The organism is Hyphomicrobiaceae bacterium, assembly GCA_041397645.1.
In the GTDB taxonomy this organism is placed as follows: Bacteria; Pseudomonadota; Alphaproteobacteria; order Rhizobiales; family Hyphomicrobiaceae; genus Hyphomicrobium_B.
Map to the genome: position 1 here is coordinate 70,604 of JAWKWE010000007.1, position 18,200 is coordinate 88,803.

Annotated in this window: 15 protein-coding genes and 2 pseudogenes; 7 read left to right on the forward strand and 10 right to left on the reverse strand. The window is 58.5% G+C overall.

The annotated features are described in order from the left end of the window. Positions 1 to 101: 101 nt before the first annotated feature. The 3 genes from R3D51_18265 to R3D51_18275 all read left to right on the forward strand — a co-directional run bounded on the left by R3D51_18265 (position 102) and on the right by R3D51_18275 (position 2,548). The gene (locus R3D51_18265) at positions 102 to 908 is read left to right on the forward strand and encodes an enoyl-CoA hydratase (GenBank protein MEZ5901429.1); all 807 of its coding nucleotides are present in this window, start codon (positions 102 to 104) and stop codon (positions 906 to 908) included. Positions 909 to 1,011: 103 nt separating this feature from the next. Beyond that, the gene (locus tag R3D51_18270; GenBank protein MEZ5901430.1) at positions 1,012 to 2,076 is read left to right on the forward strand and encodes a polysaccharide deacetylase family protein; all 1,065 of its coding nucleotides are present in this window, start codon (positions 1,012 to 1,014) and stop codon (positions 2,074 to 2,076) included. Further along, positions 2,045 to 2,548, forward strand: coding sequence for a GNAT family N-acetyltransferase (locus R3D51_18275; protein MEZ5901431.1), 504 nt, complete (start codon positions 2,045 to 2,047; stop codon positions 2,546 to 2,548). Before R3D51_18270 ends, R3D51_18275 begins: the two co-directional genes overlap by 32 nt. A gap of 37 nt (positions 2,549 to 2,585) precedes the next feature. On the opposite strand, the gene R3D51_18280 is transcribed toward R3D51_18275, so the two are convergent. From R3D51_18280 to R3D51_18315, 8 genes and pseudogenes are all read right to left on the reverse strand, one after another. After that, positions 2,586 to 3,569 (reverse strand): MDR family oxidoreductase, encoded by a 984-nt coding sequence (locus R3D51_18280; protein MEZ5901432.1) that lies wholly within the window; start codon positions 3,567 to 3,569, stop codon positions 2,586 to 2,588. Between the two features lie 611 nt (positions 3,570 to 4,180). Then, positions 4,181 to 4,522: a hypothetical protein gene (locus R3D51_18285; protein ID MEZ5901433.1), complete on the reverse strand. Its 342-nt coding sequence runs from the start codon at positions 4,520 to 4,522 to the stop codon at positions 4,181 to 4,183. A 107-nt stretch (positions 4,523 to 4,629) separates the two neighbouring features. Then, positions 4,630 to 5,391: an ABC transporter permease gene (locus R3D51_18290; GenBank protein MEZ5901434.1), complete on the reverse strand. Its 762-nt coding sequence runs from the start codon at positions 5,389 to 5,391 to the stop codon at positions 4,630 to 4,632. Next, positions 5,388 to 6,317 carry an ABC transporter ATP-binding protein gene (locus R3D51_18295; GenBank protein MEZ5901435.1) on the reverse strand — a complete coding sequence of 310 codons (930 nt, stop codon included), beginning with the start codon at positions 6,315 to 6,317 and terminating at the stop codon, positions 5,388 to 5,390. Before R3D51_18295 ends, R3D51_18290 begins: the two co-directional genes overlap by 4 nt. A 111-nt stretch (positions 6,318 to 6,428) precedes the next feature. Continuing rightward, a pseudogene (metH, locus tag R3D51_18300) lies at positions 6,429 to 9,167 on the reverse strand (methionine synthase). Between the two features lie 73 nt (positions 9,168 to 9,240). After that, a pseudogene (locus R3D51_18305) lies at positions 9,241 to 10,293 on the reverse strand (homocysteine S-methyltransferase family protein). Positions 10,294 to 10,488: 195 nt separating this feature from the next. Further along, positions 10,489 to 11,415 carry a methylenetetrahydrofolate reductase [NAD(P)H] gene (gene metF / locus R3D51_18310; GenBank protein ID MEZ5901436.1) on the reverse strand — a complete coding sequence of 309 codons (927 nt, stop codon included), beginning with the start codon at positions 11,413 to 11,415 and terminating at the stop codon, positions 10,489 to 10,491. Then, the gene (locus R3D51_18315; GenBank protein MEZ5901437.1) at positions 11,415 to 12,407 is read right to left on the reverse strand and encodes a metalloregulator ArsR/SmtB family transcription factor; all 993 of its coding nucleotides are present in this window, start codon (positions 12,405 to 12,407) and stop codon (positions 11,415 to 11,417) included. Before R3D51_18315 ends, metF begins: the two co-directional genes overlap by 1 nt. A gap of 567 nt (positions 12,408 to 12,974) precedes the next feature. Here R3D51_18315 and R3D51_18320 point away from each other — a divergent pair. From R3D51_18320 to R3D51_18330, 3 genes are all read left to right on the forward strand, one after another. Then, the gene (locus R3D51_18320) at positions 12,975 to 13,580 is read left to right on the forward strand and encodes an ABC transporter substrate-binding protein (protein MEZ5901438.1); all 606 of its coding nucleotides are present in this window, start codon (positions 12,975 to 12,977) and stop codon (positions 13,578 to 13,580) included. Positions 13,581 to 14,059: 479 nt separating this feature from the next. Then, a complete protein-coding gene (locus R3D51_18325; protein ID MEZ5901439.1) occupies positions 14,060 to 14,683 on the forward strand; it encodes a PRC-barrel domain-containing protein in 624 nt (207 codons plus the stop codon). A 211-nt stretch (positions 14,684 to 14,894) separates the two neighbouring features. Continuing rightward, positions 14,895 to 15,263 carry a PRC-barrel domain-containing protein gene (locus R3D51_18330; GenBank protein ID MEZ5901440.1) on the forward strand — a complete coding sequence of 123 codons (369 nt, stop codon included), beginning with the start codon at positions 14,895 to 14,897 and terminating at the stop codon, positions 15,261 to 15,263. A 29-nt stretch (positions 15,264 to 15,292) separates the two neighbouring features. On the opposite strand, the gene R3D51_18335 is transcribed toward R3D51_18330, so the two are convergent. Both R3D51_18335 and ettA read right to left on the reverse strand, forming a co-directional pair. Next, positions 15,293 to 15,445, reverse strand: a complete 153-nt coding sequence (locus R3D51_18335) for a hypothetical protein (GenBank protein ID MEZ5901441.1) — start codon at positions 15,443 to 15,445, stop codon at positions 15,293 to 15,295. Positions 15,446 to 15,523: 78 nt separating this feature from the next. Further along, entirely contained in the window at positions 15,524 to 17,185 is a 1,662-nt protein-coding gene (gene ettA / locus R3D51_18340) for an energy-dependent translational throttle protein EttA (protein ID MEZ5901442.1), read from the reverse strand. Between the two features lie 378 nt (positions 17,186 to 17,563). Here ettA and R3D51_18345 point away from each other — a divergent pair, with 378 nt between their 5' ends. Next, positions 17,564 to 18,196, forward strand: coding sequence for a DUF1003 domain-containing protein (locus tag R3D51_18345; protein MEZ5901443.1), 633 nt, complete (start codon positions 17,564 to 17,566; stop codon positions 18,194 to 18,196). Positions 18,197 to 18,200 lie beyond the last annotated feature (4 nt).

Genomic DNA, 18,200 nt, shown 5'->3' on the forward strand with positions numbered 1-18,200 from the left:
TGCCAAAGCAGTTCTGTCAGTCGAAATGGCGCGTTGCGCCAACGGCTTCAAGGCCGGTAAATGGCCGGCGACCCCAGTTTCCACGCCTTGAGGATGCCAACTTGACGACCGCAAGCACGACCGCCGCCACCCCTGCCCTACGCTACGTCAAGGAAGGGCCGCTCGCCTTCATCATCGCCGACAACCCGGCCCGTATGAATGCCTATACGGCGGCGATGTGGGCTGCGATCCCCCAGCACATCGCGACCGCCGTTGCCGACCCCGAGGTTCGGGTTGTCGTGATGCGCGGTGCGGGCGAAAAGGCGTTCTCGGCGGGGGCGGATATTTCCGAGTTTGATAGTGCCCGAACGGGCGATGCGGCTAAAACCTACGACGCCCTCAACGACGCCGCTTTCAATGCGATCATCGGCTGCCCGAAGCCAACCATCGCGATGATCCATGGCTTTTGTCTCGGCGGTGGACTTGGGCTAGCTTTGTGCTGCGACATGCGCGTTGCCGACGACGTGAGCCAGTTCGCAATTCCCGCTGCCAAGCTCGGCATTGGCTATAATGCACGCTGGGTGCGCCCTATCCTTGCGGCCATCCCGGCCTTCCGTGCCAAGGAACTGCTGTTTACGGGCCGGCGTTACAGCGCCAGCGAAGCGCTTGCTATTGGTCTCATCTCCCGCCTCGTCGCGGCCAACGACCTCGATGTCGCTACCCGGCAACTCGCGAGCGAGATTGCTGCCAACGCACCGCTGTCGGTGATGGCCGCAAAACGCGTCATTGATGAGATCGACCGTCATCCCGAAACACCGGACATGGCAGCGCTCGACGCGGCCATCGCCAAGTGCTTCGCAAGCGAGGACTATGCCGAAGGCCGCCGCGCCTTCCTGGAGAAGCGCAAACCTCAGTTCAAAGGAAAGTAGGCCGCCCGTGGCTTGCCAAAACTTAAGTCGCTTCATCCGGCAAAGGCGCACGCTCCACTTCCGGTTACTGTTTGCGGGGTGTGCCCTGGCGAGCGGTGGCCTCGTGTTACCGGTTCGGGCCGATCCTGCGCAACCGAACCAACGGCTCGAAATCCAGAATGCATGCTTTGCGCCATCGGCACTCAGCGCTGTGCCCGGCGAAGAGCGCATCCAGAAAGGCGATCATCGCTTCTCAAATCCGCCACCGCGTACCGCAGTCTTCCCGGCTGCTCCGGTACCGCAAGAACTGCGCGGATCGATCCGCCGCGTCGACCTTCCTCTCGGAAAGAAGCTCGTCGCGCTAACCTTCGACCTTTGCGAACTCAGCCACGAGATCGCTGGTTACGAAGGGCGCATCATTGACACCCTGCGCAAAGAAAACGTCAAGGCGACCTTGTTTGCTGGCGGCAAATGGATGCGTTCGCACATAGAGCGGACGCAGCAGCTCATGTCCGATCCGTTGTTTGAAGTTGCAAATCACTCCGAAGCCCACCGCAACCTGCGCCTACTCAACGGCGAAGCTTTGACCGAAGAAATCCTCGGGCCGGAGCGAGCGTGGGAGAACATTCGCAAGAATTTGAGTGAGAAGCAGTGCCTGGCGAGTATGCCCGATGCAATTCAAAGCATACCACAGCGCCTGTCACTGTTTCGGTTCCCCTATGGCGCGTGCAATCCACAAAGCCTCAACGCTGTGAACGACTCAGGTCTCCTTGCCATCCAATGGGATGTATCGACTGGCGATCCTTCACCCGGCACGAGCGCAGCCGCGATTGTGCGCACTGCCGTCAAGCGCGTCAAACCCGGTTCAATCCTGATCGGCCATGCAAACGGTCGCGGCTGGCACACACCCGACGCTTTACCGCTCGCCATCGCCGCGCTGAAAAAGGAAGGCTACACCTTCGTCACCGTCTCGGAGCTGCTGGCTTCAGGCAAACCGGTCATTGCCCCCACCTGTTACGACAACCGTCCTGGCGATAGCGACCGCTACGATCACTTCACCAGTTTGCTGGGTGGAAACGCCAAGACCTCGGCTCAGTCTACTGGCGCGACGTGGGGATCGACGGTTGTGAAGCCCGCGCGAAAAGGAACTCGCAACTATGTCAAGCCGGTTCCTCAACAGCCCAACTGAGCCTGTCGTCATAGGCCCGGCTCTCAGCGTCTCGGCCTGCACACTGCAGGAGGCGAAGGCCCTCAGCATCGCCTTCGCGCACATGGAGCCGTGGTCGCGCTATCCGTTTCCTGCCCCCACGCTTGAAGCCTACCTCGCAGGCCAAGAGCTGGGAGCACCGCGCTACGCGATCTACGCTCAAAATCGACTTGCGGGCGCAGTGGGATTACGCCTCAACTGGCTTCGGGGACCTTACATACAGTTCCTCGGAGTGCTGCCTGAGTTTCAGACCATCGGGATTGGAGGCGAGATACTAAAGAAGCTGGAGCAGGATGCACGGGAGGCCGGGAGCCGGAACCTGTGGGTCGCCGCGTCCGACTTCAACGAAGGCGCACAACGCTTCTATTCCCGACACGGCTTTGCGCACGTGGGCGTCCTCGACGATCTCGTTCGGGATGGTATCGCCGAGGTTCTTCTACGAAAGCGCCTTTAGCTCTCTCGCTTGTCCCGTGCCCGATCCAGACCCTCCCTTAGCCGATCTCGATCACGATGCGGCCGCGGATCTTGCCCTGGAGAATGTCCTCAGCCAGCTGGGGGACTTCCTCGAAGGCATGTGTGGTTGTTACCTCGGCGAGTTTGGCCGGGTCGAGATCTTGCGCCAACCGGCTCCATGCTCGTTCCCGCTTCGCCATCGGCGCCATAACGCTGTCGATACCAGCAAGCGTAACTCCGCGAATGATGAAAGGCAGGACACTGCCGGGCAGATCTGTGCCTTGCGCCAGGCCCGTCGCAGCAACACAACCAGAATACTTCGTGGCGGCGATGAGGTTGACCAGAGTTGTCGATCCCGCGACGTCGATCGCTCCCGCCCAGCGTTCCTTGCTGAAGGCTTGAGCAGCACCCGACAGTTCTGCACGGTCAATTATCTCGGAGGCACCGAGCGATTTCAGGTAGGCATCCTCCTCTCGCCGGCCGGTCGATGCGATGACGTGGTAGCCCAGTTTTGAAAGCACCGAGACGGCAATGGAGCCGACGCCACCAGCTGCGCCTGAAACAGCCACCGGACCTTTGTCTGGCGTCACGCCGTGGTCTTGAAGCGCGAGAACGCACAGCATTGCTGTGTAGCCTGCCGTGCCAATCGCCATGGCCTGAGCCGGGCTGAACGCTTCGGGACGCTTGACCAGCCAGTCGCCCGGCACCCGCGCACGTTCCGCGTATCCACCATGATGGCGTTCGGAGGTGCCATAGCCGTTCAAGATAACCTCATCGCCGGGCTTAAATCGCGGATTGGTCGAGGCCGTCACAACTCCGGCAAAATCGATGCCCGCGATCATCGGCAGACGTTTGGGCGGAATGCGGCCCGACAGGACCAACCCATCTTTGTAGTTCACCGTCGAGTGGGTGACGCGCACGTCGACATCGCCCTCCATCAGGTCGTTGTCGTCCAGAGTCTTGAAATTCGCAGCCAGACCTTTAGCTGCCTTCTCAACGATGAGAGCCTTGAACTGGGTCATTCGAATTTGTTCCCTCAGATGATCGACATTTTTTTATTGTGCGGCGCACGAGGTTGCTACCGTCATCTGAGCAACGCCTACGTTGCATAGACGCACACCCGAATCCCAAACTACCTATCCAAGCAAAAGCCGGGACTTGCGAAACCGCGTGAATAGCAAAACTTCCCATGCCCTGTCCGGCTGGACAACCTCCGCTGATCGCGTGGCAGATCTGCAATGCGCCCTATAGACGCGGACGTGTGGCAGCGGCGCGGCAGCGCAATACATTTTTTGCTTGGCATCCACCCTAAGTCGCATCTAGCGTCTCGATCGCTCCGCTGTCGCAAGCGGCGCGCGACCTGAAACCTCTCTTAGGAGACGTCGATGGAACTCAGAATGAGACTGAATGTGCTGGCAGCCTTCTTGTCGTTTGGATTCGTGGCCGCTGTCGTTTTCGGGATGTTTTGAAGACGCGGAGGGCGCGTTTCCCATCGATCATGAAGGTTTGTCGGTTGTCGCAGCTGTAGGCGACGAGACCGAAGAGCCAAGGCGGGTTCTTGATCCAGTAAAGAATTAAGAAAGGCGCGATGGCCGTTCCCATCGCGCCTTTCGCGTTTTGACTGCCCGTTAAGCTAGCGACGCATGAAATAGCCCACGATCGCCAGGATCAAAGGCACGTAGAGATTCGGAAACTTAAGCGGGATGGCGTCGATGAGATTTGGTGTAAATATAACCAAAGCCGCACCAATCATCGCGAAAAGCAAGGACGCCGCAAAGGAGCTTCCAGAGCGCTGAGGCACATCCTTCAAAACAAACGATGCGGCCAGTCCGATGATCCAGACGATCAGCGCATAGGCGCCGGCGTGCACGAAGAAGCGAAGGTCGCCGGTTACTGGAATGAATTGCAAAACAGACGGCGCGAGAAGATACGCTCCGGCGAATTGCAGCACGATGAGAAAGATATTGCTGAGCATTGGTCCCCCTGACTCGCGCCCATCCCCCACTCACCCACCAGCAGTCAAGGCGCCTCCAGCGCGGACCAATAGCACGACTCTCTGACAACCCCAAAACACGCACACCGTCATGTCTTCAAACGGTATCCGGTCTTAAATATATACCAAATCACGGCAAGGCAGATGATGAGAAAAAGGAACGTCATCATCAGGCTCAGCTCCACGCCGACATCTGAGATCTCGTAGAAACTCCAGCGAAAGCCGCTGATCAAATAGACCATGGGGTTAAGAAGTGTCACCGCCTTCCAGAAAGGTGGCAGCATGTTCAGCGAGTAGAACGTACCGCCCAGGAAGGACAGGGGCGTAATAACGAGCAACGGAATAAGTTGCAGCTTTTCGAATCCTTCCGCCCACAATCCGATGATGAATCCAAGCAGGCTGAAAGAAACTGACGTCAGCAAAAGAAACGCGAGCATCCAGAACGGATGTGCGATGCGAACGTCGACGAATAAACTCGCGGTTACGAGAACGATGAGGGCAAGAATTACCGATTTGGTAGTCGCGGCCCCCACATAGCCAAGCACGATCTCAACGGGCGAGATTGGCGCGGACAGGATCTCGTAAATCGTTCCTGTGAAGCGGGGAAAGTAGATTCCAAAAGAGGCGTTGGCTGTGCTCTGCGTTAAGATGAGCATCATCATGAGGCCTGGCACGATGAACGCACCATAGCTTATGCCGTCCACCTGCGAGATCCTCGAACCAATAGCAGCACCGAACACGACGAAATACAAAGCAGTGGAAAGGACCGGCGAGATAATGCTCTGCATGAGCGTGCGCTTCCAGCGCGACATCTCGAAAACGTAGAGCGCTTTTACCGCTTCTATATTCACTGCTCCGCCCTCTTGACCAGATCCACAAAGATATCCTCAAGCGAGCTCTGCTCAGTCCGCAAGTCGGAGAAGGTAATCCCGGCAGCGCGCAAATCGTTAAGTAGACTGGTGATGCCAGTGCGCTCTCCCTTCGCGTCGAAGGTGTAGGTCAAACGCGCCCCGTCATCAGAAAGCGTGAGATGGTGCGCTTCCAAGCCGCCAGGCAAGGCATCAAGCGGTGTCTGTAGCTCTAGCACGAGCATCTTACGGCCGAGCTTGCGCATCAGCTCGTCCTTACGTTCCACAAGAATGATGTCTCCCTTGAGGATGACGCCTACGCGGTCGGCCATCAATTCGGCTTCCTCAATGTAATGCGTCGTGAGAATGACGGTCACACCTGCCGCGCGCATCTCGTTGATAACGTCCCACATACCACGACGCAGTTCGACATCGACGCCAGCTGTCGGCTCGTCCAGAAATAGAATCCGCGGTTCGTGCGATAGCGCCTTTGCAATCAAGAGGCGTCGCTTCATGCCGCCCGACAGGCTCATGATGCGGCTGTCCTTCTTGTCCCAGAGCGAAAGCTGGCGAAGGATCTTCTCGACAAGAGCGTAGTCTTTTGGCTTGCCGAAAAGACCCCGGCTGAAGTTCACCGTCGTCCACACGGATTCAAACATGTCGAGCGTCAGCTCTTGCGGCACCAGTCCGATGGCGCCACGGGTTGCGCGATACTCTTTGACGTTGTCGTAACCCGCAACGGCAACCGAGCCCGAGGTCGCATTCACTATCCCGCAAATGATATTGATGAGCGTTGTCTTGCCGGCACCGTTAGGTCCCAGCAGGGCAAAAATTTCGCCTTCATTGATCTCGAGATTGATTCCGCGCAGCGCGCTGAACCCCGAGGCATAGGTCTTGGAGATGTCTTTGACAGATATGATCGCTGGCATGGGCAACGTTTAGCAGAGCCTTTGGTCCTTAAACAGACCGCTTATGTAGGCTGCTGACAAAATCAAGCGCATGGACGTCGGCACCGGCAATTTCGGCTCCCCCGCCAAACATCACGCGACTTTGGTATCGGCCCGCCGCCTGGGATCATAATTGAGGATAGGGGCGAGCCATCGCTCGGCTTCCTCAGGTGTCCATTTCTTGCGCTGCGCGTAATCCTCTATCTGATCGCGTTCGATCTTCCCCACCCCAAAATAGTGGCTGTCAGGATGCGCGAAGTAGAGGCCGGAAACAGAAGCGCCCGGCCACATGGCAAAGCTCTCGGTCATCGCGATGCCGGTTGTATTGGCGACATCCATCAACGTCCACAGTGTCTTCTTTTCTGTGTGGTCCGGTTGCGCAGGATAGCCAGGGGCAGGACGAATACCGGAGTATTTCTCCAAAATCAGATCCTCGTCGGTGAGGTTTTCATCCTTTGCGTAGCCCCACAACTCCTTGCGCACTTTCTCATGCATTGCTTCTGCGAATGCTTCTGCCAGACGATCACACAACGCTTTAGCCATGATGCGCGTGTAGTCGTCAGTTTTGGCTATATGCTTTTCAATTGCTTCTTCTTCGCCAAGCCCCGCGGTGACGGCAAAGCCGCCGATGTAATCGGCAAGGCCGGTCTCCTTGGGGGCGATGAAATCAGCAAGCGCGGTGTGCGCCCGGTTACGGGTGGGATCGCGCGCGATTTGCTGGCGCAAAGTATGCAGCGTCGCGACCTTGTATTTGCGAGGCTCGCCCGAATACACCTCGATATCGTCCCCTACCGAATTGGCGGGCCAAAACCCAACCACGCCCGATGCCGTCACCCACTTCTCCGCAATCATGCGCCGCAGAAGCGCTTGCGCATCGTCAAACAGCTTTTTGGCTTCCGCTCCGACCTTGTTGTCGGCGAGGATTTGCGGATAGCGTCCCGACAGCTCCCAGGTCTGGAAAAATGGCGTCCAATCAATGTAGGGCACCAGCTTTGCGAGATCGTAGCTATTGAACGCTCTCGGCCCCATGAAGGTCGGCTTGACGGGCCTAAAGTTGTTCCAGTCAATCTTGAATGCGTTGGCACGTGCCTGCGCGAGCGTGATGCGCTGCTTACGCGCCTCGCCTGCGATATGGGCATCGCGCACCTTCGCGTAGTCCGTCTTCAGGCTCGCAACGAACCCCTTGCTTTCACCTTCCGACAGGAGATTTGAGACGACGCCAACGGCACGCGATGCATCGAGGACATAAACGGCCTGCCCACGTTCGTAGTTGGGCGCAATCTTCACCGCAGTGTGGACTTTGCTCGTGGTCGCCCCGCCGATCAGCAGCGGACAATCAAACCCTTCGCGTTCCATTTCGGCAGCAACGAAGCACATCTCATCGAGCGACGGCGTGATAAGTCCCGACAACCCAATGACATCGACCTTCTCCTTCTTTGCCGTCTCCAGAATCTTGGCGGCGGGAACCATCACACCGAGGTCGATCACCTCGTAATTATTACATTGGAGAACGACGCCAACGATATTTTTGCCGATATCGTGCACATCACCCTTGACCGTCGCCATCAGGATCCTGCCCGCGGCCGGCATCGCATCGAGACCGGAGGCTTTCTTTTCGGCTTCGAGGTAGGGTTGCAGATACGCGACCGCTTGTTTCATCACACGCGCCGACTTGACAACCTGTGGCAGGAACATTTTGCCGGCGCCAAATAGATCACCCACAACGTTCATACCTGCCATCAGCGGGCCTTCGATGACGTGCAGCGGCTTTTCGGCCTTGGCCCGCGCTTCCTCCGTGTCGGCTTCAATGAAATCGGTGATGCCGTGGACCAGAGCGTGCGACAGGCGTTCTTCGACCGATTTCTCGCGCCACGAGAGATCCTTCTCTTTGGCTTTCGCGCCCCCTTCGCCCTTGAAGCGGGGCGCGGCTTCCAGCAAGCGATCCGTCGCGTCAGGACGGCGGTTCAAGATCACATCCTCGCAAAGCTCGCGCAGCTCTTTGGGAATGTCGTCATAGAGCGCCAGCTGACCTGCATTGACGATACCCATGTCCATACCCGCCTTGATGGCGTGATAGAGGAACACCGAATGCATCGCTTCGCGCACGGGCTCGTTGCCGCGAAATGAGAACGACAGGTTCGAGACGCCGCCGGAGATGTGCACCAGCGGCATCTTCTCCTTGATCCGCCGCGCGGCCTCGATGAAGGCGATACCGTATTCGTTATGCTCCTCGATCCCCGTCGCCACCGCAAAGATGTTGGGGTCGAAAATGATGTCTTCCGGCGGAAAGCCGACCTTCTCGGTGAGCAGCTTGTAAGCCCGTTCGCAAATCTCGACTTTACGATCCGCCGTATCAGCCTGTCCTTGCTCGTCGAACGCCATGACGACGACGGCTGCGCCGTAGCGCAATACTTTGCGCGCCTGCTCAAGAAACGGGCCCTCACCCTCCTTCATGGAAATGGAATTGACGATGGCCTTGCCCTGGGCGCACTTCAGTCCCGCTTCGATAACCGACCATTTGGAAGAGTCGATCATGATCGGCACCTTGGCGATGTCCGGCTCCGCCGCAATCAGGTTCACGAACGTGGTCATAGCCCGTTCGCTATCGAGCAGCCCTTCATCCATGTTGATGTCGATGATTTGCGCACCCGCCTCGACCTGCTGCCTGGCCACCGCAAGGGCAGCCGCGTAATCGTTCTGTTCGATCAATTTGCGGAACTTTGCCGAGCCCGTAACGTTCGTGCGCTCACCGACGTTGATGAAGATTTGCGCTGCATTTCCTGTCGTCATGTGCTTTCCAGTCAATCGATCGAAGTGTGATAGCTCTTGCGGTGCGGTCGTTGCGCGCTTCGAAACACGCCATGGAGATTTCCGTTCTAGGCCCGCGGTTCAGACCTTAGCCGTGGACAAACGGCTCAAGACCCGAGAGGCGCATCCTTGGCTCAATCTCAGGAATGGAGCGAGGCTTAAACTTCTTGGCGTGCTCTGCGATGTGCGAAATATGGTCTGGCGTCGTGCCGCAGCAGCCGCCGACAATGTTGATCAGTCCGTCTGCGAACCAAGGTTCGACCTTGCATGCCATCTCATCGCCGGTCTCGTCATAGCCGCCCATGGCGTTCGGTAGACCTGCATTCGGATACGCCGAAATGCGCACATCGGCGACATGCGAAAGATCAGCGATATAGGGGCGCATAAGCTCCGCGCCCAACGCACAGTTCAATCCGATCGAGAACGGCTTCAAGTGGCGCATCGAGTACCAGAACGCCTCTGCCGTTTGACCCGAAAGCGTGCGGCCCGAACGATCGGTAATTGTGCCGGAAATCATGATCGGGAGCTCCAGATCGGCTTCCTCGAATGCTTCCAGCGTTGCATAGCCAGCGGCCTTGGCATTGAGCGTGTCGAAGATCGTTTCGATCAGAATGATATCGGCTCCGCCTTCGATGAGGCCTTTCACCTGCTCTTTGTAGGCTGTGCGAAGTTCATCAAAATTGACGTTTCGAAAACCGGGATCGTTGACGTCGGGGGAGATCGAGGCGGTACGGTTGGTCGGGCCGACAGCGCCGGCCACGAAGCGTGGTTTCTCGGGTGTCTTCTTCGTCCAGGCATCCGCAGCTTTGCGTGCCAGCTTGGCGCTCGCGACGTTCATCTCGTAGGCGAGCGCCTGCATTCCGTAGTCGGCCTGCGAAACAACCTGCGCGCCAAACGTGTTGGTCTCGGCGATATCCGCACCGGCAGCGAAATACTCGTCGTGGATGCCATAGATCATGTCGGGCTGGGTTAGCGACAACAACTCGTTGTTGCCCTTCACGTCCTGGTTCCAATCCTTGAAGCGCGCGCCGCGGTAGGTTTCCTCCGTCGGCTTGTGCCGCTGGATCATGGTCCCCATCGCGCCGTCGATGATCAGGATGCGCTCCCGCGCAGCTTTTTCAAGGGTAGCCCAGCTTGGCTTGCGTCTCATTCTAATACCTCAAACTTCAGGCTCCCAAAGGAGCCGGTGAACCTTTCAGATCGCGCCCGCGACCAAACTTGCATGGAGGGTCCGCGCACGTGCCTTGAGCCGCCGTTTTTCCCCCGTGCCGTGCGGCTCGGTGGCGCGGCCCTCCTGCTTTCTTTAATTGCGCCTTCCGACTCCGCTTGCGCGGAGCCAGATGTGTCAGCCCGCAGCCTGCTTCTTCTCCAACGGCGCCACCTTTAAAGGCCGAAGACCCAGCAGGTGACAGATCGCGTAAACGAGGTCAGCTCGGTTCAGCGTGTAAAAGTGGAATGACTTGATACCTTCATCGACAAGCTGCATCGCCTGCTCGGTTGCGACTGCCGCTGCCACCAGATGCGTGGTGCGCTCGTCGTCCTCGATGCCTTCGAAGCGCCGCGCCAGCCACGCAGGCACCGTGGCGCCCGCGCGTACGGCAAAGCCCGCGACCTGTCGAAAGTTGTGAATGGGCACAAGCCCCGGAATAATCGGGATCCAAATTCCCGCAGCGCGCGCGCGCTCAAGGAACCGCAGAAAGTGGGTATTGTCGAAGCCAAACTGCGTGATGATCCGATCCGCTCCGGCATCGACCTTGGCCTTCAGATTATCCATGTCGGCGGCGAGCGTAACGCTTTCAGGATGCTTCTCAGGATACCCGGCAACGGAAATCTCAAAGCCCGCGATCTTCTTCAGGCCCGCTACAAGATCGGCAGCGTTTGCATAGCCTCCCCCATGCGGCTCATAGTGCGTGCCGACGCCTCCAACGGGATCGCCGCGCAAAGCAACGATGTGGCGCACACCGGCTGCCCAATAGGCACGCGCTACCTCATTCACCTCCTCCTTCGTCGCATCGACGCAGGTGAGATGCGCGGCCGGTCGCAATCCGGTCTCTCGAATAATGCGCGAAACCGTGGCATGGGTGCGCTCGCGCGTGGAGCCGCCCGCGCCGTATGTCACCGACACGAATTCCGGCGCAAGTGGCGCCAATCGCGAAATGGCAGCCCAAAGCTGCTCTTCCATCTTATCAGATTTGGGCGGGAAGAATTCGAACGAAACATCAATGTCGCCCGTACCGAGCAAGCGGCTTCTTCTTTCTTTTGACTCTGCCATTATCGGGCTTCCTCCAAACGCGTGTCGGTTCTCTGGCCGCCGGCCTTATGTGTGTGCCTATCGGCATCGCCGGAACGTTCTCCCAGCCAGATCGACACCGTCAGCTTTTTCGTCTTCTCATCCTCGCTGGGTGCCAGTTGCTGATAGCTCCGCGCGATCAGCCCGGCAGCCTCCATCCATTGCGTGACCTGCGCACGCGCAAACCCGAGGCGCTCATGTGCTTCCTGATCGCGCAGGAATTCCAGCGTATGCGGTGCGAAATCTACAATCAGCATCTTCCCGCCCGGCTTGAGAACACGAGCAGACTCGCGAATTGCGAGCGCGGGATCGGAGAGAAAGTGCAAGACCTGATGCATCACAATGGCATCAGCGGACTGATCCGCCAGCGATAGCGCATAGATGTCGCCGTGGCGTACTTGTGCCGAAGCATTGCCCGACTTCGAAAGGCGCGCGCGAGCGTAGGTCAACATTGCCTGGTTTACGTCGATGCCAAGGCCGCGCGTGTAGCGCTCTCCCAACAGCTCCAGAACGCGGCCCGTACCGGTGCCCAAATCGACCAAAAACGAGAAGGGACCCGCTCCCAACGCATTCAGCATCGCCGCTTCAACATCGCTTTCGGAAACGTGGAGCGCGCGGATGCGATCCCAATCGGCGGCGTGCGCTTCAAAGAATTTCTGAGCTGCAGCTTCGCGATCCCGTTTGAGGGCTTCTGCCCGCTCACGGTCGCGGCGGGCGTTCGCGTCAGCGGGATCAATGTCGGCCAACAGCCTCAGAGCAAGGCGGCCGCCGGGCGCGCGATCTGAAATGTGGAAATAGACCCAACTGCCCTCGCGGAACCGCTCGATAAGCCCGGCTTCAACCATCAGCTTAAGATGGCGCGAGATGCGGGGCTGGCTTTGGCCGAGGATCAAAGTCAGGTCTTTGACATTGAGCTCGCCCGCCTGAAGCAGCAGCAGGATGCGCAACCGGGTCGGCTCCGCCGCCGCCTTCATGGCATTGACCAAGTCTGGGGTGGATAGGTGGGCGTTTGTGTCCATGACGCATAGATATAAAGATATGTTTATGTGTCAAGCGCAATTGCGGGCAGGGTCGCCGGGGGAGTGGGAAAATCGCTTCCGCCATGAGCCGGGACAGTTGGCAACGCGCCATTAACCAAGTCGAGCCTACTGTTTTTTCCGAAAGTTCTTTCCGATTTTGACCCTGGATTGCCCTAGTCAGATGGATTGCCGAGCCGAATTTGCAGGAACGGGCCCTCGAGCCTCTTTGGATATGCGCGGCCGCCGTGATGGCGGGCACGCCACGCACACAAAAGTGCGCTGCCTGGCCGGCTTGGATCTGACAAGAGGCGTGCCGAGCATTCTTTTGCCGATATTGGCCTGCCAACTGGCGTCAACGCGCCTCGGGCTTACCTATGACAGAGGGTTGCACAAGCATTGTGTCCGGGGCAAAGATGCGAATGTCCAGGCGAGAGGGAATTGTAACCGTCCTCGGACGTTTTTCGCAAAAAGAATACGAGCGATCTGCCGACAGGCTGGTTTGCATCGAGGAGTTTTGGCGTGATGAAAATTGGTTCACTGGGGATGACTACCACGATGCGCTTCCACCGTTTTGCCTTCCTTGCACTCGCGACTTTCGCGGCAGCATTCATGTCTGTCGGCGCAGCGCGCGCAGAAACGCCAGCTGCTTATATGCAGCGCGTCCAGAATGAGTTGATGGCAGCGCAGCGCTCCGGTTCGTCAACGGCATTCTCCAACGTCCTGCGCAAGCATATGGACGTGCCCTCGATCGGATTGACGGCATTGGGTGAACATGCACGTACGTTACCTAAAGCTGATCGTCCGGCCTACTATAACGGCATGATCCGCTTCATTTCGAACTACGCAGCGAAGGAAGCACCCAAATACATGGTCGCCTCGGCCGTGGTCATCGGACAGGGCGAGGAGACCGTTGGTGGCGCAACGGTAGATAGCCGCATCACATTGCGGACGGGTGAAAGCTACGACATCCGCTGGAAGATCGTCCGCCGTGGCAATGCCTACAAAGTTCGCGATGCCCAGGTCGTCGGCTTTTGGATGACATCGTTCCTCGACACGCTGTTCCAGAATTATATCTCAGAGAACGGAAACAATCCCCGCGCTCTCATTCTGGCACTGAACCGGTCATAGCCAGCAGGCCGGCCCCAACGGATTTATGACAAGCGCCTCGGAGCCTCTCCGGGGCGCTTTGCTTTTGCCCGGCCCCTCGCCTGCCGACCTCAATGGCCGGCAAAATCCCGGCTTGCGCGAAGAGAAATATCGAGCGTGGCGCCTAAGCAACGTCCTAAAGTCTCTCCGCTCCTTGGTGCAGATCAGCAAAGTCGCGCCGCGGCAATGGCACAGGTGCGCTCGGCGCTATTCTCGGCAGTCTTTCAAAATGGGCAGATTCTCTCATGTCGGCCGTGAGATAGTGTGCCCGCGCAGTACGCCAAAAGCGGATCTAGCCGTCAGGGGCCTTCGCCGCAGGCGCTCACTTACCCCCTTGCCAAGGTGGTATTTGCCGCACGAGGTTGCTCGGGGCATCCTTGGAAACGGCCTGTTTGTCGTCACAGTTTTGGACACAACTGGCGCCCAATTGATTCTACCAAGAGGCCAGTAGGGAGAACCTCATGACGTATTCCAGATCGAAGGTCGCGCCGGTAGCGGCTGCCGCGATCCTCGCGTTGTCGCTCACCACCGCGTTTGCAGCCGACGATGCACCGGCAGCCGATCCGGCCGCGACGGAACAGCCCGCCGCCGACGCGGCAGCCCCGGCAGATGATCCCGCCGCAGCGCCCGCTGCGGAGGAAGCACCAGCTTCACCCGACGCAGCCGCAACTGACGGTGGGGCAGACGCCGCGGCGAGCGACGCGGCCCCCGCAGCCGACGCTCCAGCGGAAGCTCCCGCCGACGCAGCGGCCTCACCTGCAACAGAAGAAGCAGCCCCGGCTGGCACGGCAGAAGCACCGGCTGCGCCGGCGGCATCGACCGAACTTTCCGCAGACGACCTCGCTATTGGGACACCGGTTATGGCGTCCGACGGCGTACAGATTGGCGAAATCAACCGCGTCACGTCTGACGCATCGGGCAAGGTCAGCGAGATCCACGTGACCGCAGGCGGCCCAGCGGGACTTGGCGCCAAGGTCGTGGCAATTCCAGCCAGCATGATCACCGCTGGCGGCAAACCGGTGAAGGTATCGATAAGCGCCGCCGACGCCAAGAAACTCCCTATCCTGGATGACGGTCAGGGCTGACAGCCAACAGGCAAGACAACGTTTCAAGCAAAAGCCGCCGCCCTTAGGGCCGGCGGCTTTTTTGTTTGGTTTGCGCGTCGATTGTCGCTGCCACCGAACCATCCGCTCCAAGGAGCGTTTGAATACCTATCAGACCGGCACTCGCGCGTGGCGCGCTGACGCAGACTTCAACTCGCGAGAGCCTGCCGCCGCGCGTTCAAGGAGTTCTGCCATGAAGAAAGCTATGATCATCGTCCCGGTCGCTGCCTTTGGCGCATCGTTCGGCGCTTCCCCGCCAGTCTTCGCGCAAAACGCCGAACAAACCCCCATCACTGTCAAAGAGTTGAAGATCGGCAAGCCTGTCTATGGCGTCGACGGCATTCGTGTCGGAGAGATCAATCGCATCAAGGCCGATGGGGACGGTCGCGTCACGGAGATTCAAGTTACAACAGGTGGTCCTGCGGGACTGAACGCCGAGGTCGTCGCGATCAAGCCGTCCCAAATTGCAACCGCAGGCCCCGAGAATAAGAAGCTCGAACTTTCGATGTCGGGCGCCGCGGCCAGGGGGTTACCTGTGCTCAACGACAGCGACAAAGGCTAGGGCCCTCACCTTGTGAGCGATGACGGCTTTCACCAGTGCCGAATGATACCGGCAATAATAAAGCCGTTCGTCACGAGGTAGCACAGCACGATAAGACTGCGGATCACCGCAATCTTATCGGCCTCTCCATCGGTCGTGCCGCTCTTTTCGCCTAAAGCCTTAGCCCAAATTCGCCACATCATTCGCCTCCAAAGCCGGTGAAGCCGTTGTGGCGTCTCTAGTGCGATTCTTTGAGCTGACAGCTAGAGCTTTGGGCTTATTCACCTCTCGAATTTCTTGAACTTGATGCGATGCGGCTCTACGGCAGCGTCACCCAAGCGGCGCTTCTTGTCTTCCTCGTAGTCGGCGAAATTGCCTTCGAACCATTCGACGTGGCTGTCGCCTTCGAATGCCAGGATGTGGGTCGCGAGACGGTCGAGGAAAAAGCGGTCATGTGAAATCACCACGGCACAACCTGGGAAATCTTCCAGAGCAGCTTCGAGGGCCGAAAGAGTTTCAGTGTCGAGATCGTTGGTCGGTTCGTCGAGAAGCAACAGGTTGCCGCCTTCCTTGAGCAGCTTGGCGAGATGGACGCGATTGCGTTCGCCGCCCGACAACATGCCAACCTTCTTTTGCTGATCGGGTCCCTTGAAGTTGAACCAGCCGCAGTAGGCGCGTGAAGGAACTTCCTTCTTACCCCCCAGCGAAAGCTGATCGAGACCGCCTGAGATTTCTTCCCAAACGGTCTTCTTATCGTCGAGATGCGCGCGCGACTGGTCGACGTATGAGATCTTGACCGTCTCGCCCAGACGGATCGATCCCTTGTCTGGCTTCTCCTGGCCCGTGAGCATTTTGAAGAGCGTCGTCTTACCCGCACCGTTGGGTCCGATGACGCCGACGATGCCGCCCGGCGGCAACTTGAACGACAAGCCGTCGATCAAAAGGCGATCGTTAAAGCCCTTGGACAGGTTATCAACCTCGATCACCACGCCGCCAAGACGGGGCCCAGTCGCGATCTGGATAGTTGCCCGACCCGTTTCTTCCCGGCCGGCTTCCTCGGCGAGCTTTTCATAAGCCGTGATGCGCGCCTTGGATTTCGCCTGCCGTGCCTTCGGTGAGGCGCGGATCCATTCCAACTCGCGCGACAGCGCCTTCTGCTTGCTTTCTTCCTGAGATTTCTCGGTGGCCTCGCGCTTGGCTTTCTGCTCCAGCCAGCTGGAGTAGTTGCCCTTGTAGGGCACGCCTTGGCCGCGATCGAGTTCGAGTGTCCACTCGGTGATGTTGTCGAGGAAGTAGCGGTCGTGCGTTACGAGAATAACGCAGCCTGGGTATTCTTTGAGATAGCGCTCCAACCACGCCACCGACTCCGCATCGAGGTGGTTGGTCGGTTCGTCGAGCAAGAGGATGTCGGGCTTGGAGAGCAGAAGGCGCGTCAGCGCCACGCGACGCTTTTCACCGCCGGAGAGTTTTGCGACGTCCGCGTCTCCGGGCGGGCAGCGCAATGCGTCGAGCGCCTGCTCAACCTGGCTATCCAGATCCCACAGGTCTTGGGCATCGATCTGATCCTGAAGCGCGGTCATCTCATCCGCGGTCTCTTCGGAATAATTGGCCGCGATCTCGTTGTAACGGTCGAGGATCGCTTTCTTCTCGCCAACGCCTTCCATGGCGTTGCCGAGCACGTCCTTATCGGGATCGAGTTCCGGCTCCTGTGGCAGATAGCCGACCTTAATGCCGTCGGCTGCCCAGGCCTCACCAACGAAGTCGTCGATGCGCCCTGACATGATCTTCAGCAGGGTTGACTTGCCCGCGCCGTTCAAACCCACGACGCCGATCTTGGCGCCGGGCAGAAACGACAACGAGATGTCCTTGAGAACCGTCTTGCCCCCCGGATAGGTCTTGGAGAGCTTGTGCATATGATAAACGTACTGGTGGGCTGCGGCCATGGAGGGCGCCTCTCCTTTTCAAGTTCGGCAATGACGTGATTTGGCCGGTTTCTAGCCCATTCCCCCAGCCACCTCAACCCGCAGCGGCACACCACCTCCGGGGCGAAGCGACACTGAGGCTTCCCGCCTCACAATTCGGTAATCTCATAATGGCCAACCGCCTGCTTCCGAGGCACATTCCGCCCTTTCCGGACACCGCGTGACCGACTATGTGAGGCGCATATCGGCGGTTTCTTCCGCCCCCTCAACGGCCCTTGGAAATTACCGGAGATGCCCATGGTCGATCCAAACGCCTCCCCCTCCGCCTCCAATGCAGAGCGGCCTGCAAAAGAGCGCATCCGTTGCGCTATTACGGGAAAGAACCGGCCGAGAAAGGAGATGATAAACATCGAAACGGTGCGGCCCAGCCTGGCCGAGCGTATTCGCAATGACTATCCCGATCTGCCCACCGACGCGATGATCTCGCGGCGCGTCCTTGACCTTTATCGTGTAAAATATGTTGAGGAGCTGCTCAAGGAAGAGAACGGCGATATCTCCGAGATCGATCGGCGCGTTGCCGACAGTCTCGCATCGCACGATACGCTCGCTGAAAATATCGAGGCCGAATATGAGGAGGATCGCACCTTCGGCGAGTGGATGTCCGATGAGCTGGCAGCCTTCGGTGGAAGCTGGATGTTCCTCATCGTATTCGCGCTCTTTCTGGCCGGCTGGATGAGCTACAATGCCTTCGCCGGTGACCAAAAGGCGTTCGACTCCTATCCCTTCATCCTGCTCAACTTGATCCTGTCGACAATCGCGGCGGTCCAGGCTCCGATCATTATGATGAGCCAAAAGCGGCAGGAGGCAAAGGATCGCTTGCGCTCACTCAACGACTACCAGGTGAACTTGAAGGCGGAACTGGAAATCCGCCATTTGCACGAAAAGATGGACCACTTGATCTCCAAGCAGTGGCAACGGTTGGCCGAGATCCAACAGCTGCAGCTTGAATCCATGCAGGAGAAACGGCGCTAGCTAA